The organism is Glaciecola petra (assembly GCF_031846345.1).
Classification (GTDB): Bacteria; Pseudomonadota; Gammaproteobacteria; order Enterobacterales; family Alteromonadaceae; genus Glaciecola; species Glaciecola petra.
The window spans coordinates 282,000-300,656 of record NZ_JAVRHX010000001.1 but is presented as its reverse complement, the minus strand read 5'-3'; the positions used below and the strand labels follow the sequence as shown (position 1 = coordinate 300,656).

General features: G+C 38.8%; 13 protein-coding genes. 2 read left to right on the top strand and 11 right to left on the bottom strand.

What is annotated here, in order from left to right; all coding sequences use genetic code 11:
* Window positions 1–30: 30 nt before the first annotated feature.
* The 11 genes from prsR to RM552_RS01285 all read right to left on the bottom strand — a co-directional run bounded on the left by prsR (window position 31) and on the right by RM552_RS01285 (window position 15,868).
* The gene (prsR, locus tag RM552_RS01335) at window positions 31–1,401 is read right to left on the bottom strand and encodes a PEP-CTERM-box response regulator transcription factor (RefSeq protein ID WP_311366996.1); all 1,371 of its coding nucleotides are present in this window, start codon (window positions 1,399–1,401) and stop codon (window positions 31–33) included.
* 2 nt (window positions 1,402–1,403) lie between these two features.
* Window positions 1,404–3,443 carry an XrtA/PEP-CTERM system histidine kinase PrsK gene (gene prsK, locus RM552_RS01330; RefSeq protein ID WP_311366995.1) on the bottom strand — a complete coding sequence of 680 codons (2,040 nt, stop codon included), beginning with the start codon at window positions 3,441–3,443 and terminating at the stop codon, window positions 1,404–1,406.
* A 4-nt stretch (window positions 3,444–3,447) separates the two neighbouring features.
* Window positions 3,448–4,569, bottom strand: a complete 1,122-nt coding sequence (locus RM552_RS01325) for a beta-ketoacyl-ACP synthase III (RefSeq protein ID WP_311366994.1) — start codon at window positions 4,567–4,569, stop codon at window positions 3,448–3,450.
* 83 nt (window positions 4,570–4,652) lie between these two features.
* A complete protein-coding gene (locus RM552_RS01320; protein ID WP_311366993.1) occupies window positions 4,653–6,209 on the bottom strand; it encodes an ATP-binding protein in 1,557 nt (518 codons plus the stop codon).
* 7 nt (window positions 6,210–6,216) lie between these two features.
* Window positions 6,217–8,145, bottom strand: a complete 1,929-nt coding sequence (locus RM552_RS01315; RefSeq protein ID WP_311366992.1) for a PAS domain-containing hybrid sensor histidine kinase/response regulator — start codon at window positions 8,143–8,145, stop codon at window positions 6,217–6,219.
* Between the two features lie 8 nt (window positions 8,146–8,153).
* Window positions 8,154–9,062 carry a hydrogen peroxide-inducible genes activator gene (locus RM552_RS01310; RefSeq protein ID WP_311366991.1) on the bottom strand — a complete coding sequence of 303 codons (909 nt, stop codon included), beginning with the start codon at window positions 9,060–9,062 and terminating at the stop codon, window positions 8,154–8,156.
* Between the two features lie 121 nt (window positions 9,063–9,183).
* Complete coding sequence (locus tag RM552_RS01305) at window positions 9,184–10,476, bottom strand: inorganic phosphate transporter (protein ID WP_311366990.1); 1,293 nt, start codon at window positions 10,474–10,476, stop codon at window positions 9,184–9,186.
* Between the two features lie 133 nt (window positions 10,477–10,609).
* Complete coding sequence (gene phoU, locus RM552_RS01300; protein ID WP_311366989.1) at window positions 10,610–11,323, bottom strand: phosphate signaling complex protein PhoU; 714 nt, start codon at window positions 11,321–11,323, stop codon at window positions 10,610–10,612.
* A 46-nt stretch (window positions 11,324–11,369) separates the two neighbouring features.
* Window positions 11,370–12,176, bottom strand: coding sequence for a phosphate ABC transporter ATP-binding protein PstB (gene pstB / locus RM552_RS01295; RefSeq protein WP_311366988.1), 807 nt, complete (start codon window positions 12,174–12,176; stop codon window positions 11,370–11,372).
* Between the two features lie 8 nt (window positions 12,177–12,184).
* The gene (gene pstA / locus RM552_RS01290) at window positions 12,185–13,738 is read right to left on the bottom strand and encodes a phosphate ABC transporter permease PstA (RefSeq protein ID WP_311366987.1); all 1,554 of its coding nucleotides are present in this window, start codon (window positions 13,736–13,738) and stop codon (window positions 12,185–12,187) included.
* On the bottom strand, window positions 13,739–15,868 hold the full coding sequence (locus RM552_RS01285; RefSeq protein ID WP_311366986.1) for an ABC transporter permease subunit: 2,130 nt from the start codon (window positions 15,866–15,868) through the stop codon (window positions 13,739–13,741).
* Window positions 15,869–15,984: 116 nt separating this feature from the next.
* Here RM552_RS01285 and RM552_RS01280 point away from each other — a divergent pair, with 116 nt between their 5' ends.
* Complete coding sequence (locus tag RM552_RS01280) at window positions 15,985–16,491, top strand: glycine cleavage system transcriptional repressor (protein ID WP_311366985.1); 507 nt, start codon at window positions 15,985–15,987, stop codon at window positions 16,489–16,491.
* 86 nt (window positions 16,492–16,577) lie between these two features.
* Window positions 16,578–18,656 carry a polyphosphate kinase 1 gene (gene ppk1 / locus RM552_RS01275; RefSeq protein WP_311366984.1) on the top strand — a complete coding sequence of 693 codons (2,079 nt, stop codon included), beginning with the start codon at window positions 16,578–16,580 and terminating at the stop codon, window positions 18,654–18,656.
* The last annotated feature ends 1 nt before the right edge of the window (window position 18,657 follow it).

Here is an 18,657-nt window from a genome sequence, read left to right as displayed (position 1 = left end):
TTTAATAATCTAAACTAATCACCCTGTAGTTTAGTTGCTAGGCTTTAAATCTTCCATATGATATTTGTCAATTAATGAATATAAAGTGGGTCTGGTTATGCCTAGCATTTCTGCTGCCTTTGACATATTTTGCTCAGCCTGGTGATAGGCCTTGCGAATCGCCTTACTCTCAGCATTTTCACGAACTTCCCGCAAATTGAAAATAGGCGCGTCCTGCTGTGGGCTAGTATTCATTAGACCTAAATCATCCGCTTCAATATAACTGCCCTCAGCCAATACGACTGCCGATTTCAACTTATTTTGCAGTTCCCTGATATTTCCTGGCCATCTATGGTTAAGCATGGCATTTATTGCATCTTGACTAAAGCCTTTAATTTTAGATGAGTATTCTTCTTTGTAGATATCTAAAAACGTTTTAGCTAATAGCACAACATCGTCATCTCGGTCTCTCAAGGGCGGAATTAATATGTTGATTTCTCCCACTCGATAATACAAGTCTTCACGGAAGGTCTCGTCTTTCACCATTGTGTTCAAATCTCTATGCGTTGCGCAAACAACACGCACATCTACAGGTATTTCAGACCTGCCGCCCACTCTTTCAATTACGCGTTCTTGCAAAAATCGCAGCATTTTTGCCTGTAAACCAATCGGCATATCGCCAATTTCATCAAGAAACAATGTCCCACCTTGAGCGGTTTCAATTTTACCTAATGTTGTTTTATTCGCGCCAGTAAATGCACCTTTTTCGTATCCAAACAATTCACTTTCGAGCAGATTCTCAGGAATAGACGCACAGTTAATAGCGACAAATGCTTTATCTTTGCGCTGACTATGTTCATGAATGCTTCGTGCGAATACTTCTTTACCCGTGCCACTTTCACCTAATAACAAGGTGCTAATATCAGTTTGCGCAATTTTTTCTGCTTTGCGACTAGCCCCCACTATTGCATCACTGTTACCAACAATTCTTCCCATACTAACCCTGGTGGTACTGAGTAATCTATTCTCATGCTCCAAGGTCGCTAGGTTCAATGCACGTTGAATCAATAAATTGATAATATCACTGTCTATTGGTTTTTGATAAAAGTCGTATGCGCCTAATTTAACCGCTTCTAATGCAATCTCTTTGTCATTATTACCGGTGACTACAATTACTTTTGTGTGGGGTGCTAATGAGAGGATTTCTTGCAGTGCAAGAATGCCTTCAGAAGCATTTGCTGGGTCAGGTGGTAAGCCTAAATCAAGTGTTACCACACTTGGTTCGTTTCGTCTCAATTGGGTAATTGCCGATGGACGGTCAGCAGCAAAAAACAATTCAAAGTCAGTCAAAGCCCACTTTAGTTGTTTTTGTATGCCCATGTCGTCATCTACTACAAGAACCTTGCCCTTTTTAGCACTCATGTCTAGTCTATTTCCTTTAACTTGGGGATATTAAGCGTAAATTGACTGCCTTCGCCGACTATACTAGTCACAGAAAGGCTGCCTCCAATACTCTCCATATACGTTTTCGCGTCGTAGGCGCCAATTCCCATACCAGCGTTCCCCTTAGTTGTCTCAAAAGGTACAAATAATTTTTCATTGATAAACGATTGGGTCATTCCGCTGCCATTGTCGCATACGACTACATGAATTAAATTATCGGCTTCTTCTACGACAATATTAACTTTTCCGTCATTATTTGTGGCTTGTTGAGCGTTACTGACAATATGATAGAGAACATTGGCAAATTTTTCAGGCTCAATATTAATTGTTAATGATACATCACCACTTACCGTTGGGTGAGGCAATATAGACTTACACTTTGTTTCGATAAGCTCTTCAATTAAGTCAATGATTTTTGTTGTACTTGTTCTTCTATCGCCGTCGACCGACTTGTCCATTAATTGCTTGAGCATTTTGTCCATTCTGGCCTTTGTATGCTCTAATGTTTCAAATGTGTCGTCAATAAACTCAGGGTTTGATTTGTGCTGCTTTGCATTTGCCAATAATAAATTCACTTGAGCTAGTACATTTTTTAAATCGTGCACCACAAATGCTGACATCCTATTAAAGGCCGCAAATTGAGCGTTTTCGGCGAGAGCCTGAGAACTTTCTGCTTGAAAAATAAAATTGGCGGTTTGGTCAGTCACTGCTGTAAGGTAATCTCTAAGCTCCCAATTGATAGTGCGCGTTTCTAGTTCTGGGCTATTTAACATCACTAAGCCCCATAATTCTTGGTTTTTAAAAATCGGCAAGGTTAGCTGGTATCCGAAAGATTTCATAAATTCGTTTCGATTTGGCAATTCTTCGTACATTTCAGGCATTTTCTGCATTTCTAACAGATCTATTATCCACGGTTTTTTTGCCATAAAAGCGACAATATCTGGCACTAGTTGCAAGCTCTTGTGTGAGATATTTTCTTCATAGGGGGATTTCTGTGCAACTATCTGTGTTTGATCATTTGAAAGTTTAACCAATAAGCCCTGCCTATACTTAATTCCTTGCATCCAAGCTATCAAGGCCGCTTGATAAATATCAGGTAAAGATTTCGTTTCTATGCTTAATCGTTGGGTCAATGCAACCCACTCAACTCGGTAATCAAATTGGTTTGCGTAAAAGTTCTTTGTGATAAATACTTTTAATTTTGTCCTAAATTCATGAGACAAAAACAAACTCAATAACAGCGCAATCGCTATCAAAAACAACGCAATTTGTATTGGCGCTCCCCATTCGCCTCCAAAATAATTAACAATGTAGCCAAGCAAGGCCATAACCAATAAATATACACCTGAGAGCATCAAAAGAGTGCTGTGCATAACTACTTCACGAGAAACAAATATTTCAATTCCCCATTGTTGAATGCGTCTTATGGCTAAAACCAAGAAAGGCAACAAAGCTAAATAAATATAGCCTCTGGCAGCAAAAAATGCCCAGTTCAAATTGTTAACCATAGCGGCATTCGCGTATGTGAAAAAGTCGAATGTAGTTAACGCACCCAAATATATAATGAGAGGTTTATATTCCCATTTTTGTTTTGCAGATTGACGAAACAATTGTTCAAGTAGGACCAAAAATTCAATAGTGATAAGCGTGAAGACTAAATATTTGATACTTGGTGATATGATGTGGGTTAAAGACAAAACGACACCTAGCATAGGCAGCGTAATGATAGTGAGTGTTTTCCCAGACCCGAGTAAACGCCAAAACGAAGAAGATTGATTTTGTAAACAGGCCGCAAGAAATAGTGACCAAATCAGCAATCGGACGCTATCAAGTGTCACATAGTCTGATAATTGTGTGACTATGCCAATAGCTTGAATGTGCATTACAGACCACAAGAACGTCACTACCGTTGCACATAACAACAAGCGTTTTACTAAACCTGCTTTTTTCCCTACCAGTAACAAAAATACTAGTAACAAATAACCAAAAGCCGTTAAGCTATATCCTATATCAAATATCAAAGCTTTACCTTTTTTGGACTAACAAGCTACCAATAGAATACCCTGCACCAAATGAGCAAAGAATGCCATAATCACCCTGTTTCAAATCTTCATGATACAAGTGAAACGCTATCACGGAACCAGCCGATGCGGTATTTGCATATTCATCCAAGACAACAGGCGCTTCGTCTATCGTCGCCTCTCGTCCAAGCAGGCGTTTACTAATCAAGGTATTCATATTGATATTAGCCTGATGCAACCACCAACGCCTTAAATCCAATGGCGACAGCTCGTGCTTTTCTAAATGCTCAGTGATGTGTTGGGCTGCCATGGGGCAAACCTCTTTAAATACCTTACGTCCTTCTTGATGAAATAATTTGTCGGCGCCATATGGGTCTGCATCAGTTGCATGTGTAATGTAACCAAAATTAGAACGAATAGTGTTGGAGTATTTGGTTACTGCTTTGGTGCTTAGTACATCGAATGTATTTTCAGCATTCACTGTTTCTGCAGATTCTAATATAGTGGCCGTTGCCACATCGCCAAAAATAAAATGACTGTCGCGATCGGTATAGTTTATTTGTGGAGACACTAGCTCCGGGTTAATAATCAGGACCGCTTTTGCAGAACCAGAAGCAATCATTTCATAAGCTCTATGCATGCCAAATGTTGCTGCCGAACAAGCCACTAACATGTCAAAGCCAAAACCCTCAATCCCTAAAGCTCCTTGTACTTCAATTGCAATTGCTGGGTACGACCTCTGGGTATAAGCACAAGATACAATAACGGCATCAATATCTGATGCTTGCTTATTTGCTGAATCCATCGCTTTTTTAGCCGCTGCAATGGCTATTTCAGCCTGATGAGACAATTCATCGTCTGAGCGTTCGGCCAACACAGGACGCATCCTGTTAATATCTAACACACCTTCTTTGGTATAAATATAGCGACTTTTAATCCCGGATGCCTTTTCAACAAATTCCGCACTGGACTTCGGTTTAGCTTCCACTTCACCCGACGCAATTAAGGTTTCATTTTCGGCATTATATTTATCTGCATATGCATTGTAGGCATCAATTAATTCAACGTTACTGATACTGTGCTCCGGCTTCCATAACCCAGAACCACTTAATACAACTTTATGCATACCTTACCTCTTTAATCATTAATGGCGCTAACGCGGTAGAGGGTTAAGGTACCGTAAATTGTCATGTATTGCTACGGTCAATTTTAGCCCGCTTGCGGCCATTCAATAACGAAGCTAGCACCATTTTTATAGTTTTTATCAACATAGATTTTCCCCGAGTAAGCTTCAACAATTTTCCTCGCAATTGCCAACCCTGCTCCCTTTACTGCATCGTCTGATTTGACAAGGCCTGCTTCAAAAAGAGTAAATATGCGTTCTGCGTCTGCCTCTTCTATGCATGCCCCGCTGTTACTAACGGTAATCTTGTAATGATACTTTTCTTTTTTTACGTCTATAACTAGGAGCAAATTTTCAGTTTGAGAATGTTCATTTGCATTGATGATTATTGTTGACATAACCGCATAGAATGGCGAACGGGGGAGTGATAAAGTAGCCTCATCAACTCTTGTTTCAATCTTAGCTTGGGTGTTAAGTCGAGAAAGGATATCCGACACCATTGTGGTCAGTGAAATACTGGAGTTTGCTAGTCTATCTCTGCCTGCAAAGCAATATTCATGCATCGTTGTTAGCAGTTTACTGACACGATTAGCATTACTTTTAAGTTGTTCTATATTGTCGTTGATATCTTCGATATTGTTATTAATTGCGCTAGCTTGCGCAATATCATCTTGCAGCCATGATATTAATTTCACCATGGCATTGGCCGGGGCTCTGACGTCGCTTGCTAGCATATTAGCAATTTCATCCATATCTTGATTTTTCTTTCTTAAGGTCTCAATCAGCTCATGTTGTTTAGTCAAATCATAAGAGACGCCTAAAATATAATCTTTCCCAGCTCTTGTTTTGAAATGGCGCTTTGTGGTTTCCAAGACATGTGTATTGCCATTTGGAAAATCAATTTTTTCGACCACCGACTTACTGCCTTTTTCGAACGCTTCTCTGTCATCAGCTAAAAACAACTCTCTCTGTTGAACATCATATTCTTCAACAGTCGTATACCCGATTATCTTATCTTGCATATTTTTTGGATACATCGAAGCAAAAGCATCATTCGTAAAAACAATCTTAGAATCTATATCCTTAGCAAATATAGGGTGGATGTTAGTGTCTACAATAAGCGCTTGGAGTTCTTGCTGCTCTCTGGTAAGCCGTTTATGCTTTTCAAGTAACAACTTATCGACAATACTTTGTGTATATAAACTAACAATATTGGGTAACGCACTTATGTTTTCAGGAAATTGCTCACCGTAAAACGCACAATAACCACAAATGCGATTTTCAGCGTCATTAATATTAATAACGAGACAGTAGCCAATGGTTAGATGCGCAGAAAAGTTAATTAAGCCCTTCAAGTCTGGATTATTATTAGCATCGCTAATAAGCGAATAATCCTGAGTTTCGACCATCGTGGCTTGCAACATATTAAATGAGCTGGGTAAATTGACTTCTTCACCAACATAAAAATCGCTCGTTTGTCGATTAGTAAACATACTAATAAATGCACCGTGAGCTTTGAATACTTCGATTAAGTCTCGAGTCGGATACATAAACAGCGCATGTAACTGGTGCTCATCCAAACCAAATTCTTGCTGCCAACTTGCGTGCTTGTGCAAGTTGAGCATTTCTTCAGATATTCTCATGACTGGGTTATTGCCCTCTGCTACGCTTATTTAAGCATCGTTTAATTGTCTTAATCAAAATCGAAAGATTAAAAGGCTTAGTGACTAATTCATTTAGACCGTTTTCAAACCAAGTGTCATTATCACTATCAAAGGTATCGGCTGTTAAGCCAATAATTACGGGTTGTTTTTTCAAACTCATATTTTCTCTGATTTGATAAGTTGCATCTAAGCCATTCATATTAGGCATATGTTTGTCCATCAGTACTACGTCAAATACATTGTCGTTATTAGTCATTTTAACGGCTTGATAACCATCTAAAGCCTCTGAACATGTTATGCCGTGTCCTGCCAACATTTCAATCACAATTTCTCTATTTATGTCACTGTCATCAACCACCAATACGCTTAAATCTTTAAAATCGATATCGTCACTTGATTCTATACTTTGCGATTGACTAACCGCTAAACTGTTAGGCATTGGCTTACCGAGTACTAACTCAAATAATGTCCCTGCCCCGCTAGAAAACAATCTAAGTTCAACTCCCAATAAATCACAAAGTTTACGCACAATGTCTAGGCCTAAACCAGTACTATTATTGCCTTGTGCATGCCCAGCATCTTCCTGTTTATATGGGTCAAATATATCAGCCGTATTTTTTATACCAATACCGGTATCTTCAACACACAACAAGATATTTTCTTGATCCATTTTCGTAAAGACATGCACTTGCCCACTGTGTGTATATTTTATAGCGTTGGAGACCAAATTACTCAGTACCTGTGTAATTCTAACTTTGTCGGTCATCACCATGTCACTGCGCAATGAGGGAAAACTTGACCTTAGCTCGATCGATTTTTCTTTTGCTTTGAATGAAAACAAACGTTCGGCTTGTTTCATTACTTCCGTAATTGAAGTCAACTCCAGAGAAACCTGTAGTTTAGCCTCGTTAAGCTTGGCTAAATCAAGAATATCGTTTAACAAATACAAAAGTTGCTCAGAAATCGATATGATTTTATCAATTTTGCTTGCTACTTCCTCTGTTACAACATCCTTTTTTACTTGGCTTAACATGCCTAACATGCCATGCAATGGTGTTCTAATTTCGTGCGAGACTCTCGCAAAAAACTGATTTCGTGTAGACAATGCCGCAATCGCCGCTAATTCATTTTCTTTTTGGTCCGTTATGTCGTTGTGTGACATGGTCACCAAAAAGTTATCTTTATTCTGACTTTGGCGCAAAGTAGCGTTGCATAAATGGTAGCGCCAATTGCCTGATAAATGACGCATGCGGATAGTAATCTGCCCTTTCGTTCTCTCATTCGCCTTTAGACTTTCCAGTAGGCTTCTAAAAGCAGTCAGTTCGTCAGGATGAATTAAGGCCATCAAACGGCTAATTTTCAAATTTATAACCGGATCAACAAACCCCAATAAATGTGACCAATTCGTGTCACAAATCATAAAATCTTTGTCAGTATCCCACTCCCACAAGCCAAAGCCAGAAGTGTGTAATAGGCTAACTAAACGGTCTTTTTGTGCTTGTATTTCTTGTGTCTTAAGCACTTCATGGCTGATATCGGTGAGGTTATGGATTAATTGATAGATTTTACCGTCGCGTTTAACCAACTGTACCGTGTCTTTCACCCAAATATATTGTTTATTAGCATGTAATAAGCGATATTCAGAATGCACAAATTGCTCGGATGCCCCAGTGTAATGCCCTTGCTGACTCTCAACTAAATAGTTAGCTTTATCGTCATCGTGGATCAGGTCGCCATACAATACTTTTGTTTCTATCAGTTGTTCACTTTCGTAACCTAGAATCCGGACAGTGTTGGGGCTAACTAGGTCAATAGGTTCGCCAGTCACGTTGGCTGTAACAAATACCATTGTTGTAGCATTTTCAAAAAAAAACGTTAAAAATGCTTCGTCGAATTTTGTTATGTTGTTTTTCATTCAATTCGTTAAAATTGATTCGGCTCGGGTGTCAGAGGCGCAACTAATTTTGCAATTTGCCTGAACAGTTGCATTCGAGTCGTGCCATTTCGCCAAACCAATCCAATTTCCCTTGAAGCATTGTCATTAGAAGGAAGGGCTATTACTTCACTACCTTCTAGAATACCTTTATTCAATGCAAGTGACGGTAAAAATGTATAGCCCATCTGGCTATTCACCAAAGATACTAATGTATGTAAGCTGCTAGCGGCCAAGGTACTGACTTGTGCTTTATGTGCCAACCCACATGCACTGACTGCATGTTCGGTTAAACAATGTTCTTTCTGCAATAAAAATATACTGTTTTCAGGCAAGGCGTCTATATTTACATTTTCTGGCAACAGTTTTGCTTTTTCTTTATGAGCAATTAAATGGAAAGGGTCTCTGCCCAATAAGAGTTGTTTACAGCCAGAAGTTGTCATGGGTAGTGCTAATATTAATAAATCTAGATCACCATCCATCAATTTTTCCATTAAATTGTCAGTAGTATCTTCAATGAGTTTTAATTCTATTTTAGGCAAATTCTCCTTCACAACTTTAATAAGCGACTCAAAAATAAAAGGTGCGATTGTAGGAATAACGCCGAGCTTGAGAACACCCGACTGCCAATCACCAGACGACTGAGCAAAGGTCATCCACTCTTGGGTTTGTGATAATAATAATTTACTTCGCTCGACTAGAGTTTCACCAAAATCCGTAAAAACAAAGGTTTTATGCTCACGTTCCAACAACTGCTGGCCAATCGTTTCTTCTAAATTTTGTATTGCAGCACTAAGCGTAGACTGGCTGACATTGCATTTTTCGGCAGCGCGCAAAAAGTGCTGCTCTTTATGCAATACTGTAAAATAGTATAAGTGTTTTAAATTTGGTAAGCGCACTGTTTAGCTCGTTTGTTTTTTATAATCAAGTTTCAATCCACCCTAGAGTGTCTCTAACAACACACAATATAAAATTATTAAGCCCTAAACATGACTTCTTATCAATATAGGGCTAAGCAGATTAAACGCCAAAAATCAGTTTAAGTATATAAAAAATTATGATTGAGAAAAAAGCACCCGCAGGTAAAGTAATCACCCATGATGTTATTATTGTCTTAATTGTTTTAGCATTCAGTGCCGCCAAACCTTGTGCGAGACCAACACCTAATACTGCGCCAACCAAGGTTTGTGTAGTTGAAATAGGTAAGCCTGTGCCTGAGGCAATTAATACGGTTGTTGCCGCGGCTAATTCAGCCGCGAATCCTCGGCTTGGGGTCAAATGTGTTATTCCTTGGCCAATTGTCTTCATAACCCTATGGCCAAATAGCGCCAAACCCATCACAATACCAAAGCCACCTAATGGAAGAATCCACCATGCAAGCGGTGAATTATCTAATATTTGACCATTGTTCGAAACAACACTAACTACCGCTGCTAATGGACCTATAGCATTCGCTACATCATTTGAGCCATGAGCAAATGCCATGCAACATGCCGTTAGCACCATAAGCACAGCAAATACACGTTCTACACTGATATTTTGTTGCTCGATACTAATCATCTTTTCTGCTTCAGGTGAGTGCAACATTTTGCGGCTTAGTTTGCGAACAAAAAAAACGCCTATTAATGCTGTCACAACCCCTATCGCCAAGGCTAGCAATATCCCTTGCTCAAAAGGTAAACCCAGTCCGACATGTTTCAATCCTTTCTTAATCGTGACCAAGGCCATAATGAAACCCGCTAAGCCCATATATATAGGAATATATTTTACTGCGGCAAGTAACGGATGTTCTCTGTCCAAAATTAATTTTTTAGCACTTAAGAATATGCCAACAGCTATCAAACCTGATATTGCAGGGGTCACCACCCAACTCCCTACTATGCCCCCAATTTTAATCCATTCCACCGCCTGCGAACTCACGCCAACCGCCGTAAACCCAACAATCGCCCCAATAATTGAATGAGTTGTTGATACCGGCCATCCCTTGTAAGAAGCAATGACTAGCCATAAGCCCGCAGCAAACAAAGAGGATATCATCCCAAGTACCAATAACTCGGGTATGTCGGTGAAATAACCAGCGTCAATAATGCCTTTGCGAATTGTCGATGTGACTTCACCACCGGCTAAATAAGCGCCAGCAAACTCAAAAACCATGGCAATGAGGATAGCTTGTTTTAAAGTGATTGCTTTAGCACCAACTGATGTTCCCATGGCATTAGCGACATCGTTTGCGCCTATGCCCCAAGCCATTACAAAACCTACAACGGCGGCTAGCACCACCAATATTAGGCCATAACTTTGTATTAGATCCATGTACTGATTTTTGGATAATTGCGGAATATTAACGCGAATATAAAGCCTAAATATATAAACCGCAACACTAATCACTAGAAACCGTGTTTTTTCGTAGCTTTTTTATACTATATGCTAGGTTTGAAGCAAATTTTCATTTAAGTAATTTTTTGACAGTCTTTTTCATAGACGCACTATTTAGGTCTCGACCATATGTAAGGTAGATAACATACTCACACATGTTCTTGCATCGGTCACCCATTCTTTCAAAGGCTCTGACCGCCCACAACACTTCCATCCAAAGATAAATATCTGCAGGTGCGGACTGAATTTCTTGAGCAGTATGTTCTAATACTTTTTTGTATAAACGATCAATTTCATTATCTTGTTGATAGGCTAAAATAGCAGCCTTATCATCTTGTCTTGCGAAAGCGTCGAAACTGGCTCTCATCATAGATACGATGCGATTGCCTATCTCTAAAATACCTGACATCACAAGCTCAGAATCTGGGATCTTGTTCTTCGTAACTAATTTCGCTACTCTTTCAATTTCATCACCAATCCGTTCTAAGTCAGTCGCCGTTTTTGATATGGTCATTACTAGGCGTAGATCTCCAGCGGTGGGGTTTCTTTTTGCAATAACACGCATGCATTCTTGCTCAACTTGTGCTTCCATAGAATCAACACGATTGTCATTTAAAGCAACTCGTTCAGCTAAGCTGGGTGCATTTTCTTTCAATGCAGTTAGTGTATTGATCAACTGCTGTTCAATAACCCCCCCCATAGTCAGCACCGAATGCTTTAAACTTTCAAGCTCTTGATTGTATTTGGCTGAAATATGAGTATTAATCTGAATTTGTCGACGCATGGATTTTCCTATTTATAGCGTGAGTTAATTATTCTAAACTCTACACTTAACCATAGCGGCCAGTAATGTAGTCTTCTGTTTGTTGTTTATTCGGCATAGTGAAAATAGAGTCACTATCTGAATACTCGACTAACTCGCCTCTATGAATAAAAGCAGCATAGTCAGATACTCTCGCCGCTTGTTGCATATTGTGTGTCACAATTATTATTGTGCAATATTTTTTTAATTCGACCATTAACTCTTCAATGTAAAGCGTGGTTAAGGGATCCAAAGCAGATGTTGGTTCATCTAGCAATAGTATTTTTGGTTCCAGTGCCAGGGCTCGCGCAATCATTAAGCGCTGTTGTTGACCACCCGACAAAGTAAGTGCTGAATCAAAAAGTCGGTCGCGTACTTCATCCCAAAGGGCAGATTTTTTTAGCGCTTTTTCCACACTTTCATCTAACTTTCTTCGATTTTTTATACCTTGAATTTTCAAGCCAAAACTAACGTTATCATAAATACTCATAGGAAAAGGGTTGGGACGTTGAAAAACCATCCCAATTTGACTTCTCAGAAATGAAACTCGTTCTCTCTTATCATAAATATTTCGACCGTCTATCCATACTTCGCCACTCACTTCATGCGACAAAATAAATTCATTCATTCGATTAAAACTATTCAGCAACGTAGTTTTACCACATCCACTTTGTCCTATAAGTGCCGTAATCTTATTCTTAGGAATTCGTATGCTAATGTTATTTAGGACTTTATTATTATTTAACGACACATGTAAATTTTTAACTTTGATGCTAGTTTGAGCACTCGAAAATTCTTCAACAGAAAGTACGTTTCGTTCGAATAATTTAAACATAAGTCCTCCTACAAACGTTCATATTTTTTACGTAAGCTATTTCGCAATATAATAGCTGAAATATTCAACAATAAAACAATAAACAGTAACAACATACAACTGGCAAACATCAAAGATGAAACCTGTGATTCGGTTTGATTATGAAATGCACCGTCATATATAAATACGCCTAAATGCATGAACTGTCTTTCTAAGTGCATGAACGGGAATTCACCATCAATTGGTAAAGTTGGAGCAAATTTAACCGCTCCGACCAAAATCAAAGGAGCGACCTCCCCAGCAGCTCTTGCGATTGCCAGGATTACACCCGTCAAAATACCTGGGCTTGCCATAGGCAAGACGACGCTTTTAATTGTTTCATATTTAGTTGCTCCTAGCGCTAATGCACCCGCCCGTTGATTTTTAGGCACACGCCTTAAGCCCTCTTCTGTTGATACAATGACAACCGGCAAGGTAAGTATTCCCATAGTAAGAGATGCCCATAGTAAGCCAGGCGCGCCAAAAGTAGGTGAAGGTAAACGATCGCTATATAGCAATGAATCTAAAGAGCCACCCAAACCATATACAAAAAAACCTAACCCGAATACACCGTAGACAACCGATGGTACAGCAGCCATATTACTTACGCTGATTCTGATCATACTTGTGATGCGATTTTTGGGCGCATATTCATTTAAATAAATAGCGGCAACTGCACCAAATGGCGTCACCAACACCGCCATAATAATTACCATCAATAAAGTACCAAAAATTGCCGGGAAAACACCGCCTGTTGTCGCGCCTTGTTTAGGTGAATCGCTCAGAAAGGTAGCAAGTTTTTTAAACATGAAGACAGTACTTTCTATCCAAGTAAGCTGATTTGGCTGGTATAGTGATTGGATGTCACTCACAGCAATACTCAGTTGTTCATTATTTGCCAATTCTAAGTGAATTCTATGACTCTGAATTTGATCGTTAATATCATTAGCATAGCTTTGCCAGCGTTCAAATTCAGCTAACTTGCGTTTGAAAACTGGCGTTGTTTTATCAACCTGTTTTCGCGTGAGACTTTCTATTTCACGATGCAGAGCCTGTAATTTCTGACTTTGGATATCTTTTAAATTGACTTCTAGGGTCTGCACTAAAGACTGCACATTGACCAACTCAGTCAGATCCAATAAGCTTTCTTCATCGCTAACAAGTTTTACAAACTCCCCTACATATGCCTTACCATTGCGGGTTTCTAATAAATATAAATGACTAGCTTCGGAGACTATAAATTGTGGCTTTTGTTGAGACCTGTCTCCATACTGAATACTAATCTTCTGTTCTATACTCTCGGCTAATCTCTCAGCGGATTGATGGCTTAAACGATATTCCACAATTGGAGGAAGGTTGGGGTTATAAGTGCTAACCTGATAAATTGACATGGGTAAAAAATATCGCACGCCTTGGCCGCCGACAAACAAAAACATTGCGCCTAAACTTACTAACAAAATTGCGCAAGACAACATCACTAATACTTCTACTAAAGATTGCTTAAGCTGTTCTTTATAAGCTCGCAAATTGTTACTTAACAGCACTTATTCATCCTTATATACGCGACGCTTTAACATGGAAGCAATGGTGTTTACACAAAACGTAAAAACAAACAATATTGCTGCTGTTAAAAACAATACATGGTATAGCGTGCTATCAACTTGCGCTTCTTGTAATTCGATGGCTAAATTAGATGTCAGCGTTCGAAGACCTGAAAGCAAGTCCCAATCAGCAATGGGCGTGTTACCCGTTACCATTAGCACAATCATTGTCTCTCCAAAAGCACGTCCAAAGCCCAACATGATGGCTGATATGATACTTGGAAGCGCGACGACCAAAACGACTTTATTTAAGGTTTGAATAGGAGTAGCACCCAAGGCAAATGAAGCTTGTTTAACACCTTCTGGTACCTCATATAATGCATCATCGATTAAGGTGTAAATTGTTGGCGCTATCGCTACTCCTAATGCGAGAGACACTACAATGGCGGTTTTTGATAGGGTAAGATCAGATATGTTTTGGACAATCTCACTACTTTCATTAATATTTGACCAATCAGTAATTAATAAACTAAGTAAAAATATAAAGACAACTGCCAGCAGCATTAATAGTGCATTTAGTGGTAGTTGCCAATTTTCCAATAGCGTATGCGAAAACCGCGATTGCAGATACCCATGGATTGCCGCTATCGAGACAACAACAATTGGTAACAGCACTAAAACAGCAAATATCGAAATCAAGTATTGTTCAGCAAAAGGCGCAAGCCAAACTGCTGCAATAAATCCGATAATGACAGAGGGAATGGCTTCTAACATTTCAATACTGGGTTTAATTGCATTGCGTACATTAGGTTTAGCAAAATAAGCAGTATAAATTGCGGCCCCTAATGCGAGTGGTAGAGCAACAATCAATGCCAATATAGATGCTTTTAAACTACCGATAATTAAAGGAACAAGGCTAAATTTAGGTGACTGATATTCAGATGCCGCTGACGTTTGCCAAATGTAAGCTGGTGCAGGATATGCAGCATAGTCATTTTTTGCAAAGAGCATATCCAAATTGACCAAACCTTGGATATTTTGGAAATTATAATGACTAAACCTGCTCGGATATTGAATCAATAACTCACCATTTTCATGTTTATAATCAATAATTTCGCTTGCTAATTGCATACTATATTCAACATCACCGGTGACTGGATTTAGTAAACGTAATTGGCCTTGCTTGTTAAGAATAATTAACAGGTTATTACTCAAGTCGCTCATTAATTTTGTGTTTGACGCGCTATCTAATGCTAGCTGACGTCTAAAAACCGGCCTAAATACAAACTGACCGTTTTGGTTTATCAAAGTATGCTTAACCAAAGTGTTATCATCCAAAATTGCATACAAATCTAAACCAGAAGGGCTTGCATATAACTGATTAATATTGCGTTGATAATTAATAGTTTGAATAGCTTGCTCACCAACAGGAATCAAAGTAGCCGTTGAGGCCTGCCATTTTATTACATGGGCAAGTGGTATTAAGGGCAACACTTTTTCGTTGACTCCCACTTTAAATAACAAGGGGGACGAAACGCTATTGGTATCGTGCCATAAGTAAGCCGCTTCATTTTGTCCCGGCATAAAGATAAAAACACTATTGTTTCTTTTTTGTATATCCCACAAATATGATGAGGAAACGCCCATAAATGAAGGTAATTTAAAGGATGCATTAAGCCGTAAACTGGGGTTAGACATGTTATCAAGAGTAAATATTTCGAGTATATTGTTATCTCGAAGCATGATTATTTCATTTGCAGAGACATAATTAAGTAAGCGTTTACTGCAGTTAGGTGCAAATTGTTTAATTGGCGTTACGTTTAACGAGTTTTGAAATAATCCATTTACCCTTAATTGACATCCAGATACATCAATAGCATACCATCTACCATTATACTTCGAGACTATTGGCGCGAGTAACGAATCTTCTGCACTCTCAACCTTGCCTTTAGACTGACTGCTATTGAAACTAAGATCGGGAGATTGAAAAAGTGGCGCAGCATTTAAGAGAATGTGTACAATAAGGGTAGTAAATATGGCTAGCACAAAAAAACCAAAGCCAGTGACAAATCGACTAAAAAAATAGTCTATGCGATAGCGTCGTTTATTCTTTGAGATTGACTGACTTTTCATTGGCAGGGTTTCATCAATGTATACTGCAGTTGTAGATCATACGCCGTTGATTTAAAGAAATATCATAAGGTCGTAATAAAACACTAATAAAGTATACAAATCAACTAAAAGGTAAAATGAATATGCAGGCAATGGTGCTTTCAATTATTGGGAAAGACAAATCAGGTTTAGTCGAGCAACTAGCCCAAGCGGTTAAGAATGCAGAAGGAAACTGGTTAGAAAGTAGTTTTTGCCAACTTGGTGGTCAATTTGCTGGTTTTGTTGAAATTATGCTGCCTAGGGAAAACCATAATGCGCTTATTCAACATTGTCACTCCTTATCAAACCTTCAAATTACGCTTGTACCTGCCTCAGAAAAGAAGGCAAATACTCATAAAATAATTAAACTACTAGTCACTGGCAATGATCGCTTAGGAATAGTCAACGACATCGCAAGTGCACTAAAAGGCTTTGATATTAATATAGAGTCATTATCAACAGTTTGCGAGAGTGCGCCAAATTGGGGTAGCCCAATGTTTTCAGCATCTATCAAAATTTCTGCTGAAGAAGGCTTTAACATCGACAGAATAATAGAAACATTAGAGGAAATAGCAGATGACTTAGTTGTTGATATCAAGTCTTGAATATCATTTTTTAATTACTTGGTTTGGCATGTGCATTACAGTAACTGTTGAACTGAACTATTTATCTACATTTATAGGTTTACGCCATGAATTCGCAACATTTTAGTAAGCTTTATTTTCCCAAAGAATTAAGTTGGTTAGCGTTTAATGAACGCGTTTTGCAAGAAGCGATGGACGAAAAGACTCCCCTCATAGAACGGATACGTTTTTTAGGTATTTATAGCAATAATCTCGACGAGTTTTACAGAGTAAGAGTTGCTGATGTGAAGCGACTCATTACTATCAGTCAAAACGAAGAGGATAATGAGCAAGCTGAAAGCTTGTTAACATTAATGCGCACCATCCAACAAAAAGTGAAAGCCTTATCGAAAAAATTCGACAAAACCCACAAGCAAATCACCAAAGAACTAAAAGCGTACAATATTCATATTCTTCATCATGAACAATTAAGCGAAGCGCAACGTGAATGGGTACAAGACTATTTTCGAAATAATGTCCTATTGCATGTCGCCCCTATATTGCTCGACAACAAAGTACAATTGATACAGCGTTTAAACGATAGTTCTGTATATTTGGATGTTGCGCTGTATCGTCCAGGTCGAAATACAAAATATGCGGTGGTTGAGATTCCAACAAGTGCAATGAGCCGATTTGTTGTTCTGCCCGCCGAAAAAACTAAAGCAAAAAAAGAAATTATTTTACTCGATGATGTAATAAAGTTGTGTGTACACGAGATATTTAAAGGATTTATTAAGTTTGAAACTGCCGAAGCCTATTCTTTCAAAATAACGCGAGATGCAGAATATTCGATTAATGACGAAATTGACGAAAGCTATGTTGAGAAAATGTCTGAAGGAATGAAACAGCGTTTAAGTGCCGAGCCTGTGCGCATTATTCATGATTATGGAATGACTGAAGAAATGGTGACGGATTTACGTAAAAGACTTCGAATTTCGTCAGCCGATACTATTCAATCTGCCGGTCATTATCGTAACTTTAAGGATTTTATTGGTTTCCCTAATGTTGGTAGAGCTTATTTAGAGCATCCGAAACTACCTCGTATTAAAAGTAAGATGTTTACTGAACATGACACTGTATTTGAAGCGATCGATAAGCAAGATATTCTGCTGTATTACCCATATCACGACTTTTTACATTTTACTGAGTTTGTTCGCCAGGCCGCGTTTGATCCAATGGTTAAACATATTCGATTGAATATATACAGAGTCGCTTCGCAGTCTCGCATCATTAGTTCCTTGGTTGATGCTGTTGACAATGGCAAAAAAGTCACTGTCGTTGTTGAATTGCGAGCACGCTTTGATGAAGAAAACAATATAGCTTGGTCAAAAAGAATGACTGATGCCGGTATAAAAGTAGTGCTCGGAAACCCAAGTATTAAAATCCACAGCAAACTTTGCATAGTGACCCGTGAAGAAAGAGGCAAAGTACGACATTATTCGCATTTTGGTACGGGTAACTTTAACGAAAAAACCGCTCGAATTTATACTGACCTATCTCTGTTCACCTGTAATGAAGAAATGGCATTAGAAGGTATTCAAGTAATTGAAATGATTCAAAACCCCTATCGTAAATACCGTTTTAATCATCTTCAAGTATCACCGATTAATGCGCGCAGTAAAATTCAATCCCTCATACGACAAGAAATTCAACGCAGCACAGAGGGGTGCGACGCCAAAATAACAATTAAAATCAATAATTTAGTCGACAATGAGCTTATTGATGATTTATACCGAGCAGGTCAAGCAGGCGTCAAAATAAGGGCTATTGTTCGTGGTATGTGCTCTTTGATACCTGGGGTAAAAGGCCTAAGCGAAAATATTGACGTCATAAGTATCGTCGATAGATTTCTTGAACACCCCCGTATTATGGTGTTTGAAAATGGCGGTGATAGCAAAGTCTACATATCTTCTGCAGATTGGATGACGCGAAACATGGATTACAGGATCGAAGTAGGTTGTCCGGTATATGATGAAGATGCAAAAAATACTATCGCTGATTTATTAGAGATTCAGTTTCAGGATACCTTAAAGGCACGCGTGATTGATGCCGAGCAAAAAAATGAATATGTCAAACGAGGAAATCGCAAAAAAATTAGGTCGCAAATTGCCATTCACCAATATTTGACACAAAAAGAGATGCCTTAAT